General features: G+C 68.1%; 16 protein-coding genes. 8 read left to right on the forward strand and 8 right to left on the reverse strand.

The genetic code is table 11. From position 1 onward, the window contains the following. The first annotated feature begins 63 nt into the window (after positions 1-63). Positions 64-999, forward strand: a complete 936-nt coding sequence (locus tag VFG33_RS14495) for a hypothetical protein (protein ID WP_325026560.1) — start codon at positions 64-66, stop codon at positions 997-999. Positions 1,000-1,079: 80 nt separating this feature from the next. Next, positions 1,080-1,907: an alpha/beta fold hydrolase gene (locus VFG33_RS14500; protein ID WP_325026561.1), complete on the forward strand. Its 828-nt coding sequence runs from the start codon at positions 1,080-1,082 to the stop codon at positions 1,905-1,907. Between the two features lie 72 nt (positions 1,908-1,979). Here the strand turns inward: VFG33_RS14500 and VFG33_RS14505 are convergent, their stop codons facing one another. Together VFG33_RS14505 and VFG33_RS14510 are read right to left on the reverse strand one after the other, a co-directional pair. Then, on the reverse strand, positions 1,980-2,621 hold the full coding sequence (locus VFG33_RS14505; protein WP_325026562.1) for a hypothetical protein: 642 nt from the start codon (positions 2,619-2,621) through the stop codon (positions 1,980-1,982). A gap of 90 nt (positions 2,622-2,711) precedes the next feature. Further along, on the reverse strand, positions 2,712-3,041 hold the full coding sequence (locus VFG33_RS14510; RefSeq protein ID WP_325026563.1) for a DUF3817 domain-containing protein: 330 nt from the start codon (positions 3,039-3,041) through the stop codon (positions 2,712-2,714). Between the two features lie 122 nt (positions 3,042-3,163). Here VFG33_RS14510 and VFG33_RS14515 point away from each other — a divergent pair, with 122 nt between their 5' ends. Both VFG33_RS14515 and VFG33_RS14520 read left to right on the forward strand, forming a co-directional pair. Then, positions 3,164-4,696: an alpha/beta fold hydrolase gene (locus VFG33_RS14515; protein WP_325026565.1), complete on the forward strand. Its 1,533-nt coding sequence runs from the start codon at positions 3,164-3,166 to the stop codon at positions 4,694-4,696. A gap of 199 nt (positions 4,697-4,895) precedes the next feature. After that, complete coding sequence (locus VFG33_RS14520; RefSeq protein ID WP_325026567.1) at positions 4,896-6,095, forward strand: S1 family peptidase; 1,200 nt, start codon at positions 4,896-4,898, stop codon at positions 6,093-6,095. A gap of 16 nt (positions 6,096-6,111) precedes the next feature. Here the strand turns inward: VFG33_RS14520 and VFG33_RS14525 are convergent, their stop codons facing one another. The 3 genes from VFG33_RS14525 to VFG33_RS14535 form a co-directional block, all read right to left on the reverse strand. Beyond that, positions 6,112-6,342, reverse strand: a complete 231-nt coding sequence (locus VFG33_RS14525; RefSeq protein ID WP_325026568.1) for a hypothetical protein — start codon at positions 6,340-6,342, stop codon at positions 6,112-6,114. A 213-nt stretch (positions 6,343-6,555) separates the two neighbouring features. Continuing rightward, entirely contained in the window at positions 6,556-7,980 is a 1,425-nt protein-coding gene (locus VFG33_RS14530) for an aminopeptidase P family protein (protein ID WP_325026569.1), read from the reverse strand. Between the two features lie 77 nt (positions 7,981-8,057). Continuing rightward, positions 8,058-8,789: a GntR family transcriptional regulator gene (locus VFG33_RS14535; RefSeq protein WP_325026570.1), complete on the reverse strand. Its 732-nt coding sequence runs from the start codon at positions 8,787-8,789 to the stop codon at positions 8,058-8,060. A gap of 197 nt (positions 8,790-8,986) precedes the next feature. Between VFG33_RS14535 and VFG33_RS14540 the strand changes: the two genes are divergently transcribed. The 4 genes from VFG33_RS14540 to VFG33_RS14555 are packed head-to-tail and all read left to right on the forward strand — an operon-like array spanning position 8,987 to position 12,512. Beyond that, entirely contained in the window at positions 8,987-10,282 is a 1,296-nt protein-coding gene (locus VFG33_RS14540; RefSeq protein ID WP_325026571.1) for an NRAMP family divalent metal transporter, read from the forward strand. 18 nt (positions 10,283-10,300) lie between these two features. Continuing rightward, positions 10,301-11,062: a LamB/YcsF family protein gene (locus VFG33_RS14545; protein WP_325026572.1), complete on the forward strand. Its 762-nt coding sequence runs from the start codon at positions 10,301-10,303 to the stop codon at positions 11,060-11,062. Continuing rightward, on the forward strand, positions 11,062-11,676 hold the full coding sequence (gene pxpB / locus VFG33_RS14550) for a 5-oxoprolinase subunit PxpB (RefSeq protein ID WP_325026574.1): 615 nt from the start codon (positions 11,062-11,064) through the stop codon (positions 11,674-11,676). The genes VFG33_RS14545 and pxpB overlap by 1 nt, the downstream gene beginning before the upstream one ends. Next, a complete protein-coding gene (locus VFG33_RS14555) occupies positions 11,673-12,512 on the forward strand; it encodes a 5-oxoprolinase subunit C family protein (RefSeq protein ID WP_325026576.1) in 840 nt (279 codons plus the stop codon). The genes pxpB and VFG33_RS14555 overlap by 4 nt, the downstream gene beginning before the upstream one ends. Here the strand turns inward: VFG33_RS14555 and VFG33_RS14560 are convergent. The 3 genes from VFG33_RS14560 to VFG33_RS14570 all read right to left on the reverse strand — a co-directional run. Next, positions 12,509-13,510, reverse strand: coding sequence for a proline racemase family protein (locus VFG33_RS14560; RefSeq protein WP_325026577.1), 1,002 nt, complete (start codon positions 13,508-13,510; stop codon positions 12,509-12,511). The two genes, VFG33_RS14555 and VFG33_RS14560, sit on opposite strands and share 4 nt — an antisense overlap. Then, entirely contained in the window at positions 13,507-14,409 is a 903-nt protein-coding gene (locus VFG33_RS14565) for a dihydrodipicolinate synthase family protein (protein WP_325026578.1), read from the reverse strand. The genes VFG33_RS14560 and VFG33_RS14565 overlap by 4 nt, the downstream gene beginning before the upstream one ends. Continuing rightward, a partial coding sequence (locus VFG33_RS14570) for an FAD-dependent oxidoreductase (RefSeq protein WP_325026580.1) occupies positions 14,406-15,591 on the reverse strand: 1,186 nt, incomplete at its 5' end. The genes VFG33_RS14570 and VFG33_RS14565, both read right to left, overlap by 4 nt.

Below are 15,591 nucleotides of genomic sequence, written 5' to 3' on the forward strand. Positions count from 1 at the left end.
TCGCTGCGGAGACCTTTGCCGCTTAGGCTTCCGGTAAGGGGAAATCGAGGCCTGGGGGGCATCGTGAGGAAGATTCTGTCCGCATGCGTCGGGGTAGCTCTGCTCGGACTCGCGACCGGTTGTGGGAGTGCCTCGGATGACGGGGCCGCAGCCGCGAGCACGCAGTCCGCGTCGCGGCCGACGACCGTCAAACCGACAACGCCACCGAAACCACCCGGGCCGCTGACGGCAGCGCAGTACCAGGCGAGTCTGACGCAGGTCGATCAGCACCTGGCGGCGGACGTCCGCGCGCTCACCACCGCGAGAAGCGCGGAGAACCTGAGCGACGCGATGAGCGATCTGGCCGAGACGCTGACCACCGAGGCCGCGACAGTGGCCGCGCTGAAGGTGCCGGCGAACGCGGTCGCGGCGAACAAGACTCTGCAGGCGCGACTCAGGGCGGCGTCCAGTTCGCTGACCGGCGCCCAGGCCGACAACGTCGATCTCAACGCCAGGTGTGGCGGGGTCGTCTACACCTCGCAGGCCGTCCAGCGGAAGCTGACCGCCGACCTGGCGAGCGCGGTCGCGCCACTGCGCAAGGTCGGCCTCCGCTTCGGTACGACGCTGCCGAACCTCGGGCCCGAACCACCCGACCAGCGCCCGTCGAACGGCGACCTCCTGGTCCGTTCGGGGTCGCGGGGATCCGGCCAGCTGCAGGTGACGAACGGCACCGACCGGGACGTCGCGGTGTCAGTGGTCACCGACGGCCAGCCGCCGGCCAAGCCGCACCTGATGATGTACGTGCAGGCGAAGAAGACCGCGACGATCAGCCGGATCGGCGGGAAGTACCACATCTACTTCAAGAGCGGGCTGGACTGGAACGCCAAGCGCCGCCAGTTCAGCACCGACTGCAGCTTCTCGAAGTTCGACGACGGCTTCGGCCGGAACGAGGGCTGGAAGGTCGACCTGCGGCCGAGCTCGCTGGGCAACGCCTCGACCAGCGACGTCGACGCCTACTGACGCGCTGTTACCGAACAGCAGGAATGTGACATCGGCCATGTCACGCGGACAAGACGGCACCGCGTGGTCACCATGAAGTCATGAGCGCAACCGCGAGCGTGACCGTGGACGGCGTCCCGGGCGTGGAGATCGCCTACGACCGCAAGGGCGCCGGACCGCCCCTGCTGCTCCTGCACGGCATCGGTCACCACCGCCAGGCGTGGGACCCGGTGCTGGACCGGTTGGCGGAGTCGCGCGACGTGATCGCGCTGGACTTCCCGGGCTTCGGCGAGTCTCCCGACGTACCGCCTGGCGTCCCGGACGAGGTCGACAGCTACGTCCGCGCGGTCCAGGCCTTCTCGGAGGCCCTCGATCTGGACCGGCCGCACGTGGCCGGCAACTCGATGGGCGGTCTGATCGCTCTCCGGCTGGGCCAGCTCGGTCTGGTCCGCTCGGTCACCGCGTTCTCCCCGGCCGGACTGTGGACTCCCCGCCAGCGCGCCTGGGCGCTGAACGTCCTGAACAGCATGCACCGAGTCGCCTGCCGCACCCCACCCGCGACCGTACGCCGGATGGCGCGCACCGCGGCCGGCCGTCGGCTGATGACGGGCATGATCTACCACCGCCCGGGCCAGCGCAGTCCCGAAGCGGTGATCGCGGAAACCGCCGCCATGGCCGCCGCGCCGGCCTTCGATCGAGTACTCCGGCTGGGCCGCTCCGGCATCACCTTCGAGGGCGACGTCCCGGGCATCCCGGTCACCATCGCCTGGGGCACCAACGACCGCGTCCTCCCCCCGAGCCAGTCCACCCGGGCCCACCGCCAGATCCCCGGCGCCCGCATCGTCCCCCTCCCCGCCAGCGGCCACGTCCCGATGAACGACAACCCCGCCCTGGTCACCAACGTCATCCTCCAAACCACCACCCTGTGAACCCCTTGCGTCCGAAGAACTGGAGAGACCTCCCTCCAGTTCTTCGGACGCAAGGCGGTAAATGTCGGGGAGCTACAGGCCGAGGCGATCGAGGAGGCCGAGCAAGGTGTCGACGACTGTTGGGGGACGTGGCTCGGGCTCGTCGGGGTTGTCCGGGGTCGTGGGTCGAGTGCTCGGGGTGACCGGCGGATCGGTTGTCGGGTCGCTCGTTGGTTCGCTCGTTGGTGCGGTCGTTGGTGCGGTCGTGGGATCGCTCGGCGGGCGGGGCGGCGTCTTGGTGGCCGGCGGCATCGGGGGTTCCGAGCGCTCCGCAGTTGTCGGCGAGGGCTTGCCGGGGAGCGTGGGTTGAGTGGTCGTTGGTCGATCGGTCGGCAGTCCCGTTGAGGGGTCGACGGTGGACGGTAACGGTGTCACCGTCGCAGAGGTTGGCGGCACCGGTACCGGAGTCTGGGTCTGCCAGGGAATCGACGGGAAGATCCTGCTGGGCAGCTGACCTGGCTGCTGGCCCGCCTCCGGGTTGGTCACCTCCGCGCCACCGCCTCCGGGCAGCGGGATCAGCGGCGCTCCGATCCTCGGCCCCCCGAGCAGACTGATGAGTACCAGCACGGCGTACAGCCCGGTGGGAGCAACGAGAACGGCGACACGGCGAAACCCCTCACGATCCAGCAGGGGTCTACGGCGTTTGGCCTGTTCTTCCTCAGAGAACGGCTTCACAAGTCCCGGAGGGTAGTCGCTCACAGGGCGTTTCAAACAGCCCTTGGAACAATTTCCCCGCCAATTAGCAAAATTTGGAAAGCTGCGGCGTCAGCCGAGGCGGTTGGTGCGGGCGGCCCAGCGTTCGAAAAGCCAGGTGAAGAGCGGCGGGATGCTCGCGCCCAGGGCGAGCAGGGTGGTCGACCAGGTCCAGCGGAGTGGCTTGCGGACCAGGGCCACGGTGAGGACGTAGGCGATGAAGACGCCGCCGTGGATCGGGCCGAAGATCTTCACGCCGATCTCGTTGTCCGACAGCACGTACTTGAACAGCATGCCGATCAGCAGTCCGGTCCACGAGATCGCCTCGGCGATCGCCACCGTGCGGAACCAGGTCGCGTGCTTCGAACCAGCCGGGGCGTCAACAACCGTCGTCTCAGTCATCAGATCAGTGACCCTAACAAGTCCCCCAAGGCGCGAGCGGGTCCGGTCAGGGATGAACCCCGATGTGCTGCGGACAGCGGTTGCCGAGGATCGAGGGAGTTCACCAGACAGGAGATCTCCCCGTGAGTTTCAGCAATCGACGCTTCAGGACCACCACGTGGGGTGTGGTCCTGGGAGTCACCTTGGCCGGCGTCACCGTAGTACCGGCCGCGGCCGGTCAGGGGGCCGCGGCCGGTCAGGGGGCCGCGGCGACCGTAGTACGGCCGGCTCTGCAATGGGCGGACTGCCTGCCCGAGCCCGGCGACACCGAAGAAGACAAGGAGCTGATCAAAGGATCGCAGTGCACCACTCTGCAAGTCCCAGTGGACTGGGCACACCCGAACGGCCCGACCTTCGGCTTGGCACTAGCCCGCCGTACTGCGAAGTCGGCCGATCGGGTTGGCGCCTTGATCTTCGGTCCGGGCGGCCCTGGTGACTCCGGGGTCGAGCGGATCAGGACCGGGATAGGTCGGTTCAGCGAGAACCTGCAGGACCGGTTCGACATCGTCAGCTTCGACCCGCGCGGCATCGCCCGGAGCAACCCGGTCAAGTGTTCTGCCGCGCTGCTCGCGAAGCAGCCGTCGCCGATCATCAAGAGCCAGGCGGAGTTCGACCAGACGATCCGCTACAACAAGGAGCTCTCCAAGGACTGCCGCGCCAACACCGGCCCGGTCTACGACCACATCGACACGCTGCAGACCGTGCGGGATCTCGACGCGATCCGGCAGGCCTTGGGCGAACAGAAGCTGACGTTCCACGGCAGCTCCTACGGAACGCTGCTCGGCGAGCAGTATGCGGAGGTCTACCCACAACGGGTGCGGGCCGTCGTACTGGAGAGCGTCGTCGACCACAGTCTCGGCACTCGCGCCTTCCTCAACACTCAAGCGGAGACGTCGCAGGACTCCTTCGACGAGTTCGTGAAATGGTGCGAGCGCAGTACAAGCTGCAGCCTGCATGGCACTGATGTCCGAAAGCTGTGGGCGGAGCTGCTGATCAGGGCGGACCACGGCGAGTTGGCCGATCCGAAGAGACCACAGGTCGCGCTGACCGCCTTCACGCTGAGCTATACAGCCTTCCGCACGTTCTACGATCCCCAGTGGCCACAGCTCGCCGACTTGCTGAAACAACTCGATGAGAGCAAGTCGCCGGTTGTCGTCGATCCGCCGACTCCGACCGGGCTGCAGTCGAACCCCTTCGCCGTGTTCTGCCAGGACTGGAGTCTGCCGGTGACCAACTACCAGCAGTACGCCGCCAACCTGCGGCAGCTTGCCGCGCAGTACCCGGAGATGAAGTACCCGGGTGCGCTGCTCGCCAACTCGACCTGCCTGGGTTCGCCGACCCGGGTGGACAACCCGCAGCACCGGCTGAAGGTCCGCAACCTGCAGACCCCGCTGCTGCTGATCAACTCCATCCACGATCCCGCCTCGGGCTACAACTGGGCGACCAATGTGGCGCGGCAACTCGGTCACTCCGGGTTGCTCGTCACCTATGAAGGCTGGGGCCACGGCAGCTACACGACGAGTTCCTGCATGGGGACGGCCGTTGACAACTACTTGGTGTCACTGAAACTCCCGAAGCGCGGCAGCACCTGCCCCGCGGTACCGCCGACCAGCTAAGCCCGCCGAGAAGGATCACCCTCTGTCGAGCAGTGTTCGGCCGAGGGTGATCGTTCGTCGGTCGAAGGCTTTCCCTTGATCGACCCGCCACAACCCAACCATCACTGTCCGTTCACTTGTGGTCATCGTCCGTAGCGCCAACGATTCCCTCACCGCGGCCTGGTGAGGCAGGCCGCCCAGCCGATTCGGATGTGACCCCATGCCCCGCCCCCACCTGCGCAAGTCCCTCGCTGGAGCCGCCCTGGTCCTCGGACTCGGCGCCGCCGCCCTGGCGCCGATGCAAACCGCGACCAGCGCCCAGGTACCCGTCCCGACCGACGGCGTGTACGACGTCCTCGGCTGGAGCTGGGGAATCTCCCCGGCCAAGGCGAAGGCCAGGCTCGACACCGAACAAAACAAGGCATCCGCGCTCGAGGCGGTGAAGACGGTTGCCGACGGCTCCTTCTTCGACGCCTCCCGCCAACTGGTGGTCAACGTGCACTCGCCGGCGGAGGCCGCGGTGGCTCGTGAGCGGGGCCTGACCCCGCGGACGGTTGCCCGCGGCGAGAAGGCTCTGACCAAGCTGCAGACCCAGGTCCAGGCGATGTTCGACAGGTCCGGATCGCGGCAGCTGCAGAGCATCGGTGCGGACCTGCCGACCGACCGCGTCCAGGTCGTCCTACAGCCCGGCAAGCAGTCAGCGCAGACCGTTGCCCTGGTCAAGCAGTTGAAGGCGATCCCCGGCGTCGACGTGAGCACCAGCAGCACCACGCTGACGATGACCGCGGACGTGATCGGCGGCCAGATCATGGACCTGGTCCCGGGTACGAACTGCTCGCTCGGCTTCCCCGGCACCACCAGCAACGGCAACAACGTGCTGCTCAGCGCGGGCCATTGCCTGGAAGGCAATCCGGACATCCTGAACGCCGCCGGAACCCATCTCGGCAAGGGCATCGGCAGCCGGTTCCGCACCGGTCAGCCGAGCGTGGACATGGGCCTGATGGACATCGATTCCGAGGACGTCGGCCGCGGCTACATCGACAACCGCAACGGCCAGACCACCACCGTCACCGGTTCGTCCAAGGCACCGGTCGGTTCGACCATCTGCAAGGCCGGCAACACCACCGGGTGGACCTGCGGCACGATCTCGCAGTACAACCTGACGGTCAACTACGGCAGCCCGAGCGGCGCTGTGACCCGCACCACCGGCCTTGCCCGTTCCACTGTCTGCACCGAGGGCGGCGACTCCGGCGGCGCGTACATCTCCGGCACGATCGCGCAGGGCATGACGTCCGGCGGGCCGAGCGACGGCCACGACTGCGGCTTCAACCAGGGCGGCAACGCTACCGGCTCGTACTCCTTCTACCAGCCGGTCGTCGACGCCGCGAGCTACTACGGCGTCACCCTGACCCGGGGCTGATCCCCGGCGAGCAAGGTCAGACGTCGCTGGATTCCAGCACGCGGAGCAGATCGTCGCCCTGGTAGACGCGGTCGGACAGCGTGAGTAGCTGACCGCAGGCGGATTCCAGGGCGTCGGCCTGGCTCGGGCAACGGTCGACGTACCAGAAAGGATCGTCGGGTTGCGGGTCGTCCGCGTCGTCGATGTCGGCGTACCAGTGGTGGTCCCCGCCGCACGCGCAATGTTGTACTCGCACACGTAAGTTCATGGCACTTCCCCCCGTACTGAAACTCCCTGGGTCCCCCCCGGGTCCCAGTCCGGGGCCAGCCCGGCCGGCGCGTGGTTCGCGGCCCCCCACTGCCACGCGCCGGGCCGAGGTTGACCCTCCCCCGCTGACTACATCGGGCCGGACCGCCCCAGTGTTACTGCTTGTGACCAGATTATTTTAAGTGATTGCTTCACTACGTTCCGTGATCACCGGTCATCGGGAAAGTTGGGCCCGGGTCCACTGCTCGAGGCCGTCCGTGTCGATCGGCAAGGCCTCGGTGAGGACCTCCAGCCGGTCCGGATGGACCACCACGTTGTCCTCGATCCGCACGCCGATTCCGCGGAGTTCCGGGGGCACCGTCTCGTCGTTCGGGTGGAAGTACAGCCCGGGCTCGACGGCCAGCGCCATCCCCACCTCCAGGTCGGCCGCGAAGTACGTCTCCGGCCTGGCGGCGTCGCAGTCGTGCACGTCCAGGCCGATGAAGTGGCCGAGCCCGCAGACGACGTACCGGCGGTGCTGCTGACCGTCCGGCCCGAGGGCCTCGTCCAGCGATACGTCGAGCACACCCCAGTCCTTCAGCCCCTCGATCAGCACCCGCATCGCCTCGTACTGGAACGCCCGGTACGGCGAGCCTGGGCGCACCGCCTCCAGCGCGGCCAGGTGAGCTTTGTGGACCAGATCGTGTACCTGCCGCTGCGCCGGGGTGAACTCGCCCGTCGCCGGGAAGGTCCGGGTCACATCGGCCGTGTACAGGGTCCGGGTCTCCACGCCGGCGTCGAGCAGAATCACGTCACCCTCGCGGACAGCGCCGTCGTTCCGCACCCAGTGCAGCACCGGCGCGTGATTGCCGGCAGCAACGATCGAGGCGTACCCCGGTCCGTTGCCCGCGGTCCGCGCCCGCCGGTCGAAGGTGCCCTCCAGCCAGCGCTCACCACCGCCGCGGATGGCCTCCGGCAATTCGCTGGCAACGTCCGCGAAAGCCTGCACACTCGCCGCGACCGCCTCGCGCAACTGGTCGAGCTCCCAGTCGTCCTTGATCCGCCGCAACTCCGCCAGCGTCTGACGCAGCACATCCCCGTCGTACGGCGAAGTCCGGACCAACGCGTCCAGTTGCGGCTCCACGCCGTACGTCGCGAGCATGAACGGTACGGCGCCGCGCACGGCCGCCGGCAGATCCTCGATCGGGCGGCAGGCGATCTGCAGCGCCTCGGACCAGTCCTTCAGTCCCGGCACCGGGCCGATCCACAACTCGCCGTCGCGTGCGTTCGCGAAGAAGTCCACCTCGTCCGGTCCGGCCGTCTCGCGCAGGTAGAGCGTGGCGTCGCCGTCGGCCGAGATCACCAGTACTGCGCCCTCGGCCTGGCAGCCGGTCAGCCAGACGAAGTCGCTGTCGGCCCGGAACGAGTAGTCGGTGTCGTTCGACCGGACCGGGGCCCGGCCGGCACCGAGTGCGATCCGGCGCCCGGGCAGCGCGGCGCTCAACTTGCGCCGATGCTCGGCCGCGGCCTCGGCCAGGCCGGCGGGCAGCACCAACGATCGATCCACCGGTCCCCAGTCCCGGCTGATCGACTGGCGGAACCCCGCCGCGTCGATGGGCCGGTACGACTTCCGTTGTTCCTCGGTCCGGTCTTCAGTCATGCTTGCTCCCCCTAGAGCTGGGTCTCTGCTGTGAAATCCATCAACGCAGTTTGAGGCGTCACCCGCAAGCCCAATAGTCAGCCTCGGCCGCGGAAGGCGGCGAGGAGGCCTGCCTCGGAGTCGAGCATGTACTGGTTGAGCTCGGCCGCGGCCCGCTCGTACTCACCTGCTGCGAGCAACTCGAGCAAGGCCCGATTGCGAGCGATGTAGGGCTCGTGCAGCGCCTGCGGGGTCGCAATGACATGGAAGAGCAGGCGGAGCTCGGCGAGCAGCCGGCCGGTGACCTCATCCATCCGCGTGCTGCCCGCCAGCCCGACCAGGTGCCGGTGGAAGCGCATGTTCGCAGTACCGACCGCGACCCAGTCGCCGGCCAGGGCCGCTGCCTCGCTCGCCTCCACGTCGTCGCGGAGCGGCTGCAGCCGGTCCGGAGCGAGGTCGCCGAGAGATCGCACTACGTCGCACTCGATCGCCCGGCGGAGGCGGTAGAGGTCGACCAGGTCGTCCTCGGTGAGGTCCGGCACGAAGACGCCGCGGTGCATCTTGTGCACGAGCAGGCCTTCGTGGGTGAGAAGCCGGAAGGCCTCGCGCAGAGTGTTCCGGCTGACCTGCAGGGCTTCCTTGAGCAGTTCCTCGGACAGCTGCGTGCCGGGGCGGAGCAATCCCTCGGTGATCCGGCGGCGGAGGACGTCGGCCACCCGCTCCGCCGAGCTGCTCCGGTCGAACAGGGCGGCGTCGCCCGCGACGGCCCGCAGCCAGGACGTGTCGGTGCCGGGCTCGGCCGGCGGTCGGATCTCGCTGGAACTGGACACCCTCGCATCATCGCCCACTTCTGGAAACTTTGCTGAACAGAAGTCTTGCAGGATTGTTGAACAATATCTACTCTCAGGAGTCACGAGCTGCGATCGACCGTCCACTGAGCGCAGCTGCTGACCGGTAAGGCCGTCCGGCGGTGACCCCGCCGCCGCGGTCCCTGTGCACCCCGTCCTGCTGACATCAGGAGAGCACCATGGCCAAACCACCGTCCAAGCCGCCGACGAAGCCGACCAGCCAGCGCCCGGTCCGCCGCTCGGGCCGCCCCACCTCGGAGACCACCCCCGTCACCTCGTCGGCCCTGAAGGCGAGCACCCGGTCGACGCTGATCGGCGCGATGTTCCTGATGGCGACGTCGGCCATCGGTCCCGGCTTCATCACCCAGACCACCACGTTCACGGTGCAGCTCGGCGCCGCGTTCGCCTTCGCCATCGCCGCATCGATCCTGGTCGACATCGCCCTGCAGCTGAATGTCTGGCGCGTGATCGGGGTCTCCGGCCGCCGCGCCCAGGAGCTCGGCAACCTGGTCGCCCCCGGGCTCGGCTGGGCGATGGCCGCCCTGCTGTTCGTCGGCGGCCTGGTCTTCAACATCGGCAACGTGTCCGGCTCGGGACTGGGCACGGACGCGATGTTCGGGCTGGATCCGAAGATCGGCGGCGCGCTCTCCGCACTCGTTGCCATCGGCATCTTCGTGTCCAAGCAGGCCGGGCTGGCGATGGACCGGATCGTCTTCTTCCTCGGCGCGCTGATGATCCTGCTGACCGGCTACATCGCGATCACCTCCGGACCTCCGGTCGGCGAGGCGCTGAAGAACGTGGTCCTGCCCGAGCAGGTCGACCTCCTCGCCATCACCACTCTGATCGGCGGCACCATCGGCGGCTACATCGTGTACGCCGGTGCGCACCGGCTGCTGGATTCCGGCATCACCGGACCCGAGCACATCCGGGACATCACCCGTGGCTCCGTGACCGGCATCCTGATCACCGGAGTGATGCGGATCGTGCTGTTCCTGGCGATCCTCGGCGTGGTGGCGGGTGGCGCCAAGCTGGATCCGGCGAACCCGGCCGCGTCCGCTTTCGAGCAGGCCTCGGGTGAGGTGGGACTCCGGGTCTTCGGCATCGTGCTCTGGGCCGCGGCCATCACCAGCGTGATCGGCGCCTCGTACACGACGGTCTCGTTCATCACCTCCAGGACGAGGACCAGCGACCGTACGCGGACCGCGTTGGTGGTCGGCTTCATCCTGGTGACCACGGTGATCTATCTGTCCGTCGGTACCGCGCCGACCACGCTGCTGGTCTTCGCCGGTGCTTTCAACGGCCTGCTGCTCCCGGTGGGCATCGGTGTGCTTCTCTGGGTGGCGTGGCGGCGCAAGGATCTGCTGAACGGGTACAGGTACCCAGCCTGGCTGCTCGGGATCGGCGCGGCGGCCTGGTTGCTCACCATCTACCTGGCCGTGCGCTCGGTCCGCCCGGTCATCGAGCTGTTCAGCTAGACGCGAAGGAGGAAGCTGATGAACACCGTCGATCTGAACGCCGACCTCGGCGAAGGCTTCGGCAGCTGGGCGATGGGTGACGACAACGCCCTGCTGGACGTCGTCACCAGCGCCAACGTCGCCTGCGGTTTCCATGCCGGCGACCCCTCCATCATGCGTGCGGTGTGTCGGCGGGCAGCGGATCGCGACGTCGCGATCGGCGCCCACGTCGGGTACGCCGACAAGCCGGGCTTCGGCCGCCGGTTCATCGACATCGAGCCGGCCGTACTGCGGGACGAGGTGCTCTACCAGGTCGCGGCGCTGGACGCCTTCGCCCGGGTCGCCGGGTCGGAGGTCCGGTACGTCAAACCGCACGGCGCTCTCTACAACACGATCGGGCACCACGAGGAGCAGGCGGCGGCTGTGGTCGGGGCGATCTGCGACTACGACCGGACCCTGCCAGTGCTCGGCCTGCCGGGGGCGCTCTGGCTCCGGCTGGCCGAGGAGGCCGGGCTGAAGGTCATCCACGAGGCGTTCGCCGATCGGGCGTACACGCCGGAAGGCACGCTGGTCTCTCGGAAGCTTCCCGGTTCGGTGCTGCATGACGGAGCCGAGATCGCCCAGCGCTGTGTGGCGATGGCCACCGGCGCGCCGATCGCGGACATCGAGGGTGGCGAGCTGAAGCTGCAGCCGGGGTCGATCTGTGTCCACGGTGACACTCCGGGCGCGGTGCAGATCGCCCAGCAGGTCCGGCAGAGCCTCTGGGACGCGGGTGTCGAGCTGACCCCGTTCGCCGCCTGATGCGTCTTCTGCCCTGCGGCAGTACTGCGCTGCTGGTGGAACTGGACGACCTCGACGAGGTCCTCGGGTACTACGCGGCGCTGGTCGCCGAGCCGCCGGCCGGTGTGATCGACATCGTGCCGGCGGCCCGGACCGTGATGGTGGTGACAGACCCGGCGCGAACCGACCTCGCAGCAGTCGAGCGCGTACTGCGAGAGACGGTGGCGCGGCAGGATCGCCGGGATGGTGGCGACCTGGTCGAGATCCCGGTCGTGTACGACGGCGAGGACCTCGAGGACGTCGCTCAACTGCTCGGCTGCGAGGTGGCCGAGGTGATCAGGCGGCACACGGCCGACGAGTGGACCGTCGCGTTCTGCGGGTTCGCGCCGGGCTTCGGTTACCTCACCGGGCAGTCGAAGTGGGACGTGCCGCGGCGTGAGTCGCCGCGGACGAAGGTGCCGGCCGGATCCGTCGCGCTGGCAGGCGAGTTCAGTGGTGTCTACCCGCGTGAGTCTCCCGGCGGCTGGCAGCTGGTCGGCCGGACGTCGGTGGCCGTGTTCGACCTGGAGCGGGATCCGGCTGCCCTCCTGCAACCTGGGCGACGGGTCCGGTTCATCGACGCAGGTTCGGGATGAGCGCGCGCTTCGTAGTACTGGAAACTGGTCCGTTGACGACTGTGCAGGACGCTGGGCGGGTCGGTCAGGCGGCCCTTGGTATCGGGCGGTCGGGCGCGTGTGATCGCGCCTCCTATCGGCTGGCGAACCGGTTGGTCGGCAACAGCGAGGACGCCGCGGCGCTGGAGGTGACGTACGGCGGACTGGTTCTCGAGGCTTCGTCGGATCTCGTCTTCGCGGTCACCGGCGCTCCCTGTGCGGGCATCCCCAGGAATGCCCCGGCGACACTGCGCGCAGGTCAGACCCTGCGCCTCGGACCACCCACCTCTGGCCTCCGGTCGTATGTCGCGATCCGCGGCGGCGTCGAGGTCGAGCCGGTGCTCGGTTCGCGGTCCACTGACCTGCTGTCGGGGCTGGGGCCGGCGCCACTGCGGGCCGGGGACGCGTTGACTGCTGGCAAGGATCACGGTCCGATGCCGGGTGTTGATTACGCGCCCGTGGCGGATCCCGCTGGCGGCGACGTCGCAGTACGGGTGGTGTCTGGGCCTCGGCGGGACTGGTTCACCGATGCCGGGTGGTCGTCGCTGACCGGTCAGAGCTACACCGTGAGCAGCAACAGCAACCGGATCGGCGTACGGCTCGAGGGTGAACCGCTGGAACGCGCCCGCGAAGGCGAGCTGCCGAGCGAGGGCATGGAACTCGGCGCCCTGCAGATCCCACCCTCGGGACTGCCGGTCCTGTTCCTCGCGGACCACCCGGTCACTGGCGGCTACCCGGTCATCGCGTACGTCGTCGCCGCGGACCTGGACGCGTGCGCCCAACTCCGGCCCGGCCAATCCCTCCGCTTCGTCAGTTAAAGCACGAAGCCGGTCGGGAACGGATCCGTCGGATCCAGCAGGTACTGCGCCATGCCGGTGATCCACGCCCGGCCGGTGACTGTGGGAATCAGGCCGGTGCGGTCGCCGACCGTGGTTTCCGACAGCAGGCGGCCGGTGAAGCGGGTGCCGATGAAGGACTCATTGACGAAGTCCTCGTTCAGGCCGAGTTCGCCGCGGGCATGCAACTGGGCCATCCGCGCGCAGGTGCCGGTGCCGCAGGGCGACCGGTCGAACCAGCCGGGGTGGATCGCCATCGCGTTGCGGGAATGACTGCCGTTCTCGCCGGGAGCGGTGAACTGGACGTGTTTGCAGCTGTGGATCCCCGGGTCGAGTGGATGGACCGGGCGGTCGGTCGCGTTGATCGCCGCCATGATGTCCAGGCCTGCTTGCAGGATCCGGTCCTTCTCGGCCCGGTCGAACGGGATACCCAGCTGCTCCAGCGGCAGGATCGCGTAGAAGTTGCCGCCGTACGCCAGGTCGTAGGTGATCGTGCCGAGGCCCGGGACGTCGACCGTGGCATCCAAGGCGTGGGAGTAGGCCGGGACGTTCTGGAGCGTCACGTGCTCCGCTCGTCCGTTGCTAACGGCAACGTCGACGACAACGAGGCCCGCCGGGGTGTCGAGGCGGACCTGGGTGACCGGCTCGGTCACCTTCACCATGCCGGACTCGACCAGCACCGTGGCGACCCCGATGGTCCCGTGCCCGCACATCGGCAGGCACCCGGAGACCTCGATGTAGAGCACACCCCAGTCGGCGTCCGGCCGGGTCGGCGGCTGCAGGATCGCGCCACTCATCGCAGCATGGCCGCGCGGCTCGTTCATCAGGAACAGCCTGAGATCGTCGTCGTGCTTGAGGAAATACTCGCGCCGTTCGGCCATCGTCGTACCGGGGATGACGCCGACGCCGCCGGTGATCACCCGGGTCGGCATGCCCTCGGTGTGCGAGTCGATCGCGGTGAGCGTACGGACGGACCTCATACCAGCGACTCCACGGCCTTCTTCATGTCCTGCTCCAGCTGGGCGAGATGCTCCGGCACCAGCGGTCCACGCGGCGGGCGGCAGGGACCGCCGTACCGGCCGACGTAGTCCATGCCGTACTTGATCGCCTGCACGAACTCGACCCGCGAGTCCCACCGGAACGCAGCCACCAGCGGCTCGTAGAGTGCTTTCGCTTTTGTCAGATCCCCTTGTACTGCGAGGTCGAACAGGCGGACGGATTCCTTCGGGAAGACATTCGGGAATCCCGCGAACCAGCCGGTCGCGCCCATCAACAGAGCCTCCAGCGTCAGGTCGTCGGCGCCTGCTACGACCGTCAGGCTCGGGGCGAGTTCGCGGATCTCGAGGATGCGGCGGACGTCGCCGGTGAACTCCTTCACCGCGACGATGTTCTCGATCTGCGCCAGCTCGGCCAGTAGGTCAGGGGTCAGGTCAACCTTGGTGTCGTGCGGATTGTTGTAGACCATCACCGGCAAGCCGGCCTTCGCGACCTCGGTGTAGTGGTGAATGACTTCAGACCGGTTCGCGCGGTACATCGTCGGCGGCAGGCACAGCACTCCGTCGGCGCCGTCCTCCGCGGCCTTCTCAGCCCAGCTTCGCGCCTGATGAGCACCGGCGCCGTGCACACCGACCACCACGATGCCGTCGTTGCCGACAGCATCGATCGCGGTCTGCGCGACCTTCCGCCGCTCGTCGTCGGTGAGCGAGGAGTACTCCCCCAGCGAACCATTCGGCCCCACGCCGCGACACCCGCTGTCCACCAACCACCGACAGTGCTCGGCATACCGCTCAAGGTCGGGCCGCAGCCCGGCCGGCGCCGCCGCGTCCTCGGCATACGGCAAGGCCGTCGCGACAATCACGCCATCCAACTTCTCGCTCACAAGTGCTCCTCTTTCCTAGCTAGATCCCCGAGCCTCACCGGCACTGCAATCGGTCGACTGTGCTGAGCCCGTACTGCGCTGTCGTCGGCGAACTCGGCGACAGTTCGGGAGCAAACTCGTCCCTGGCAGAAACCAAGTCCTGCCCGGCTGGTCAACTTCAAACTCCGCTCGCTTGTCACATCCCGCTCCGCAAGCGCCCCCTCAAGCTCCGCCCGAGTCACCTCCTCACAGCGGCACACCAAAGTCTCCCCACCACTCCACCCCCGCCATCCCGCCTTCACCGGATACGCCTTCCCCAAGGCCAACGCAAACCGCTTGCCCTTGGCAACCTGATCTCTGGCCAGCTGACTAAGATCTCCCAGCTCGCCCGCCGGACCGCCGCCTCCTGCCACACCAGCACTGTCACCGCCGCTCGCTGTTACACCAACTGCGTCACCGTTTGTCGCTCCCAGTGCCGCGCCGTGCGATGTTCCTGCGGCGGCAGCGCGACCGTTGGTCGTTCTCGGGGTGGTGGCGGTGATTCTGACCTCGACGTGGACCATCCGGCTGATCGCTCCGGCGGCCGCGGCGCCCGCGACTCGACCCTCAGCGGCGGCGAGGGCTGCTCCGCCTATGCCGGTGAGTTCGCCGGCGGCGAAGACTCCGGGGGTGGACGTCTGCTGGTTCTCGTCGACGATCACCGCGGGTCCGCCGTCCGGGCCGGTGCCTAGTTCGCAGCGAGCTGACACCGCCAACTCCAACTGCGCAGTGAACCCGAATCCAAGGCAGACCGCGTCCACCTCGACCTCTCGCTCGCTGCCAGGAATCGGCTGCCAGTCCACGTCGAGCCGCGCGGTCGTGACCGACTCCACTCGGTTGTGGCCGTGCGCCGCGATCACCGTCTGCCCGTACTTGAACGGAATCCGCTGCCTCGCGAGCAGCCCGGCGTACCCGATTGCCTCAGCAAACTTGCCCCGAGCAACAAGCGGATCGGTCGACCATCCCTTCACCACTGTCCTCAGTGCATTCGCCTCCAGCAGCCCGACAACCTCCGACCCGACACTCACCAACGACTCCGCAACCGGAAGCAGGAACGGCCCGGTCCCCGCCACCAGCACCCGCTTCCCAACGCCGATCCGCTGCCCCTTCGCCAACGCCTGCGCAGCCCCTGCGCTGTAGACCCCCGGCAACTCCCACCCCGCA

The organism is Kribbella sp., from assembly GCF_035687465.1.
Taxonomy (GTDB): domain Bacteria; phylum Actinomycetota; class Actinomycetes; order Propionibacteriales; family Kribbellaceae; genus Kribbella.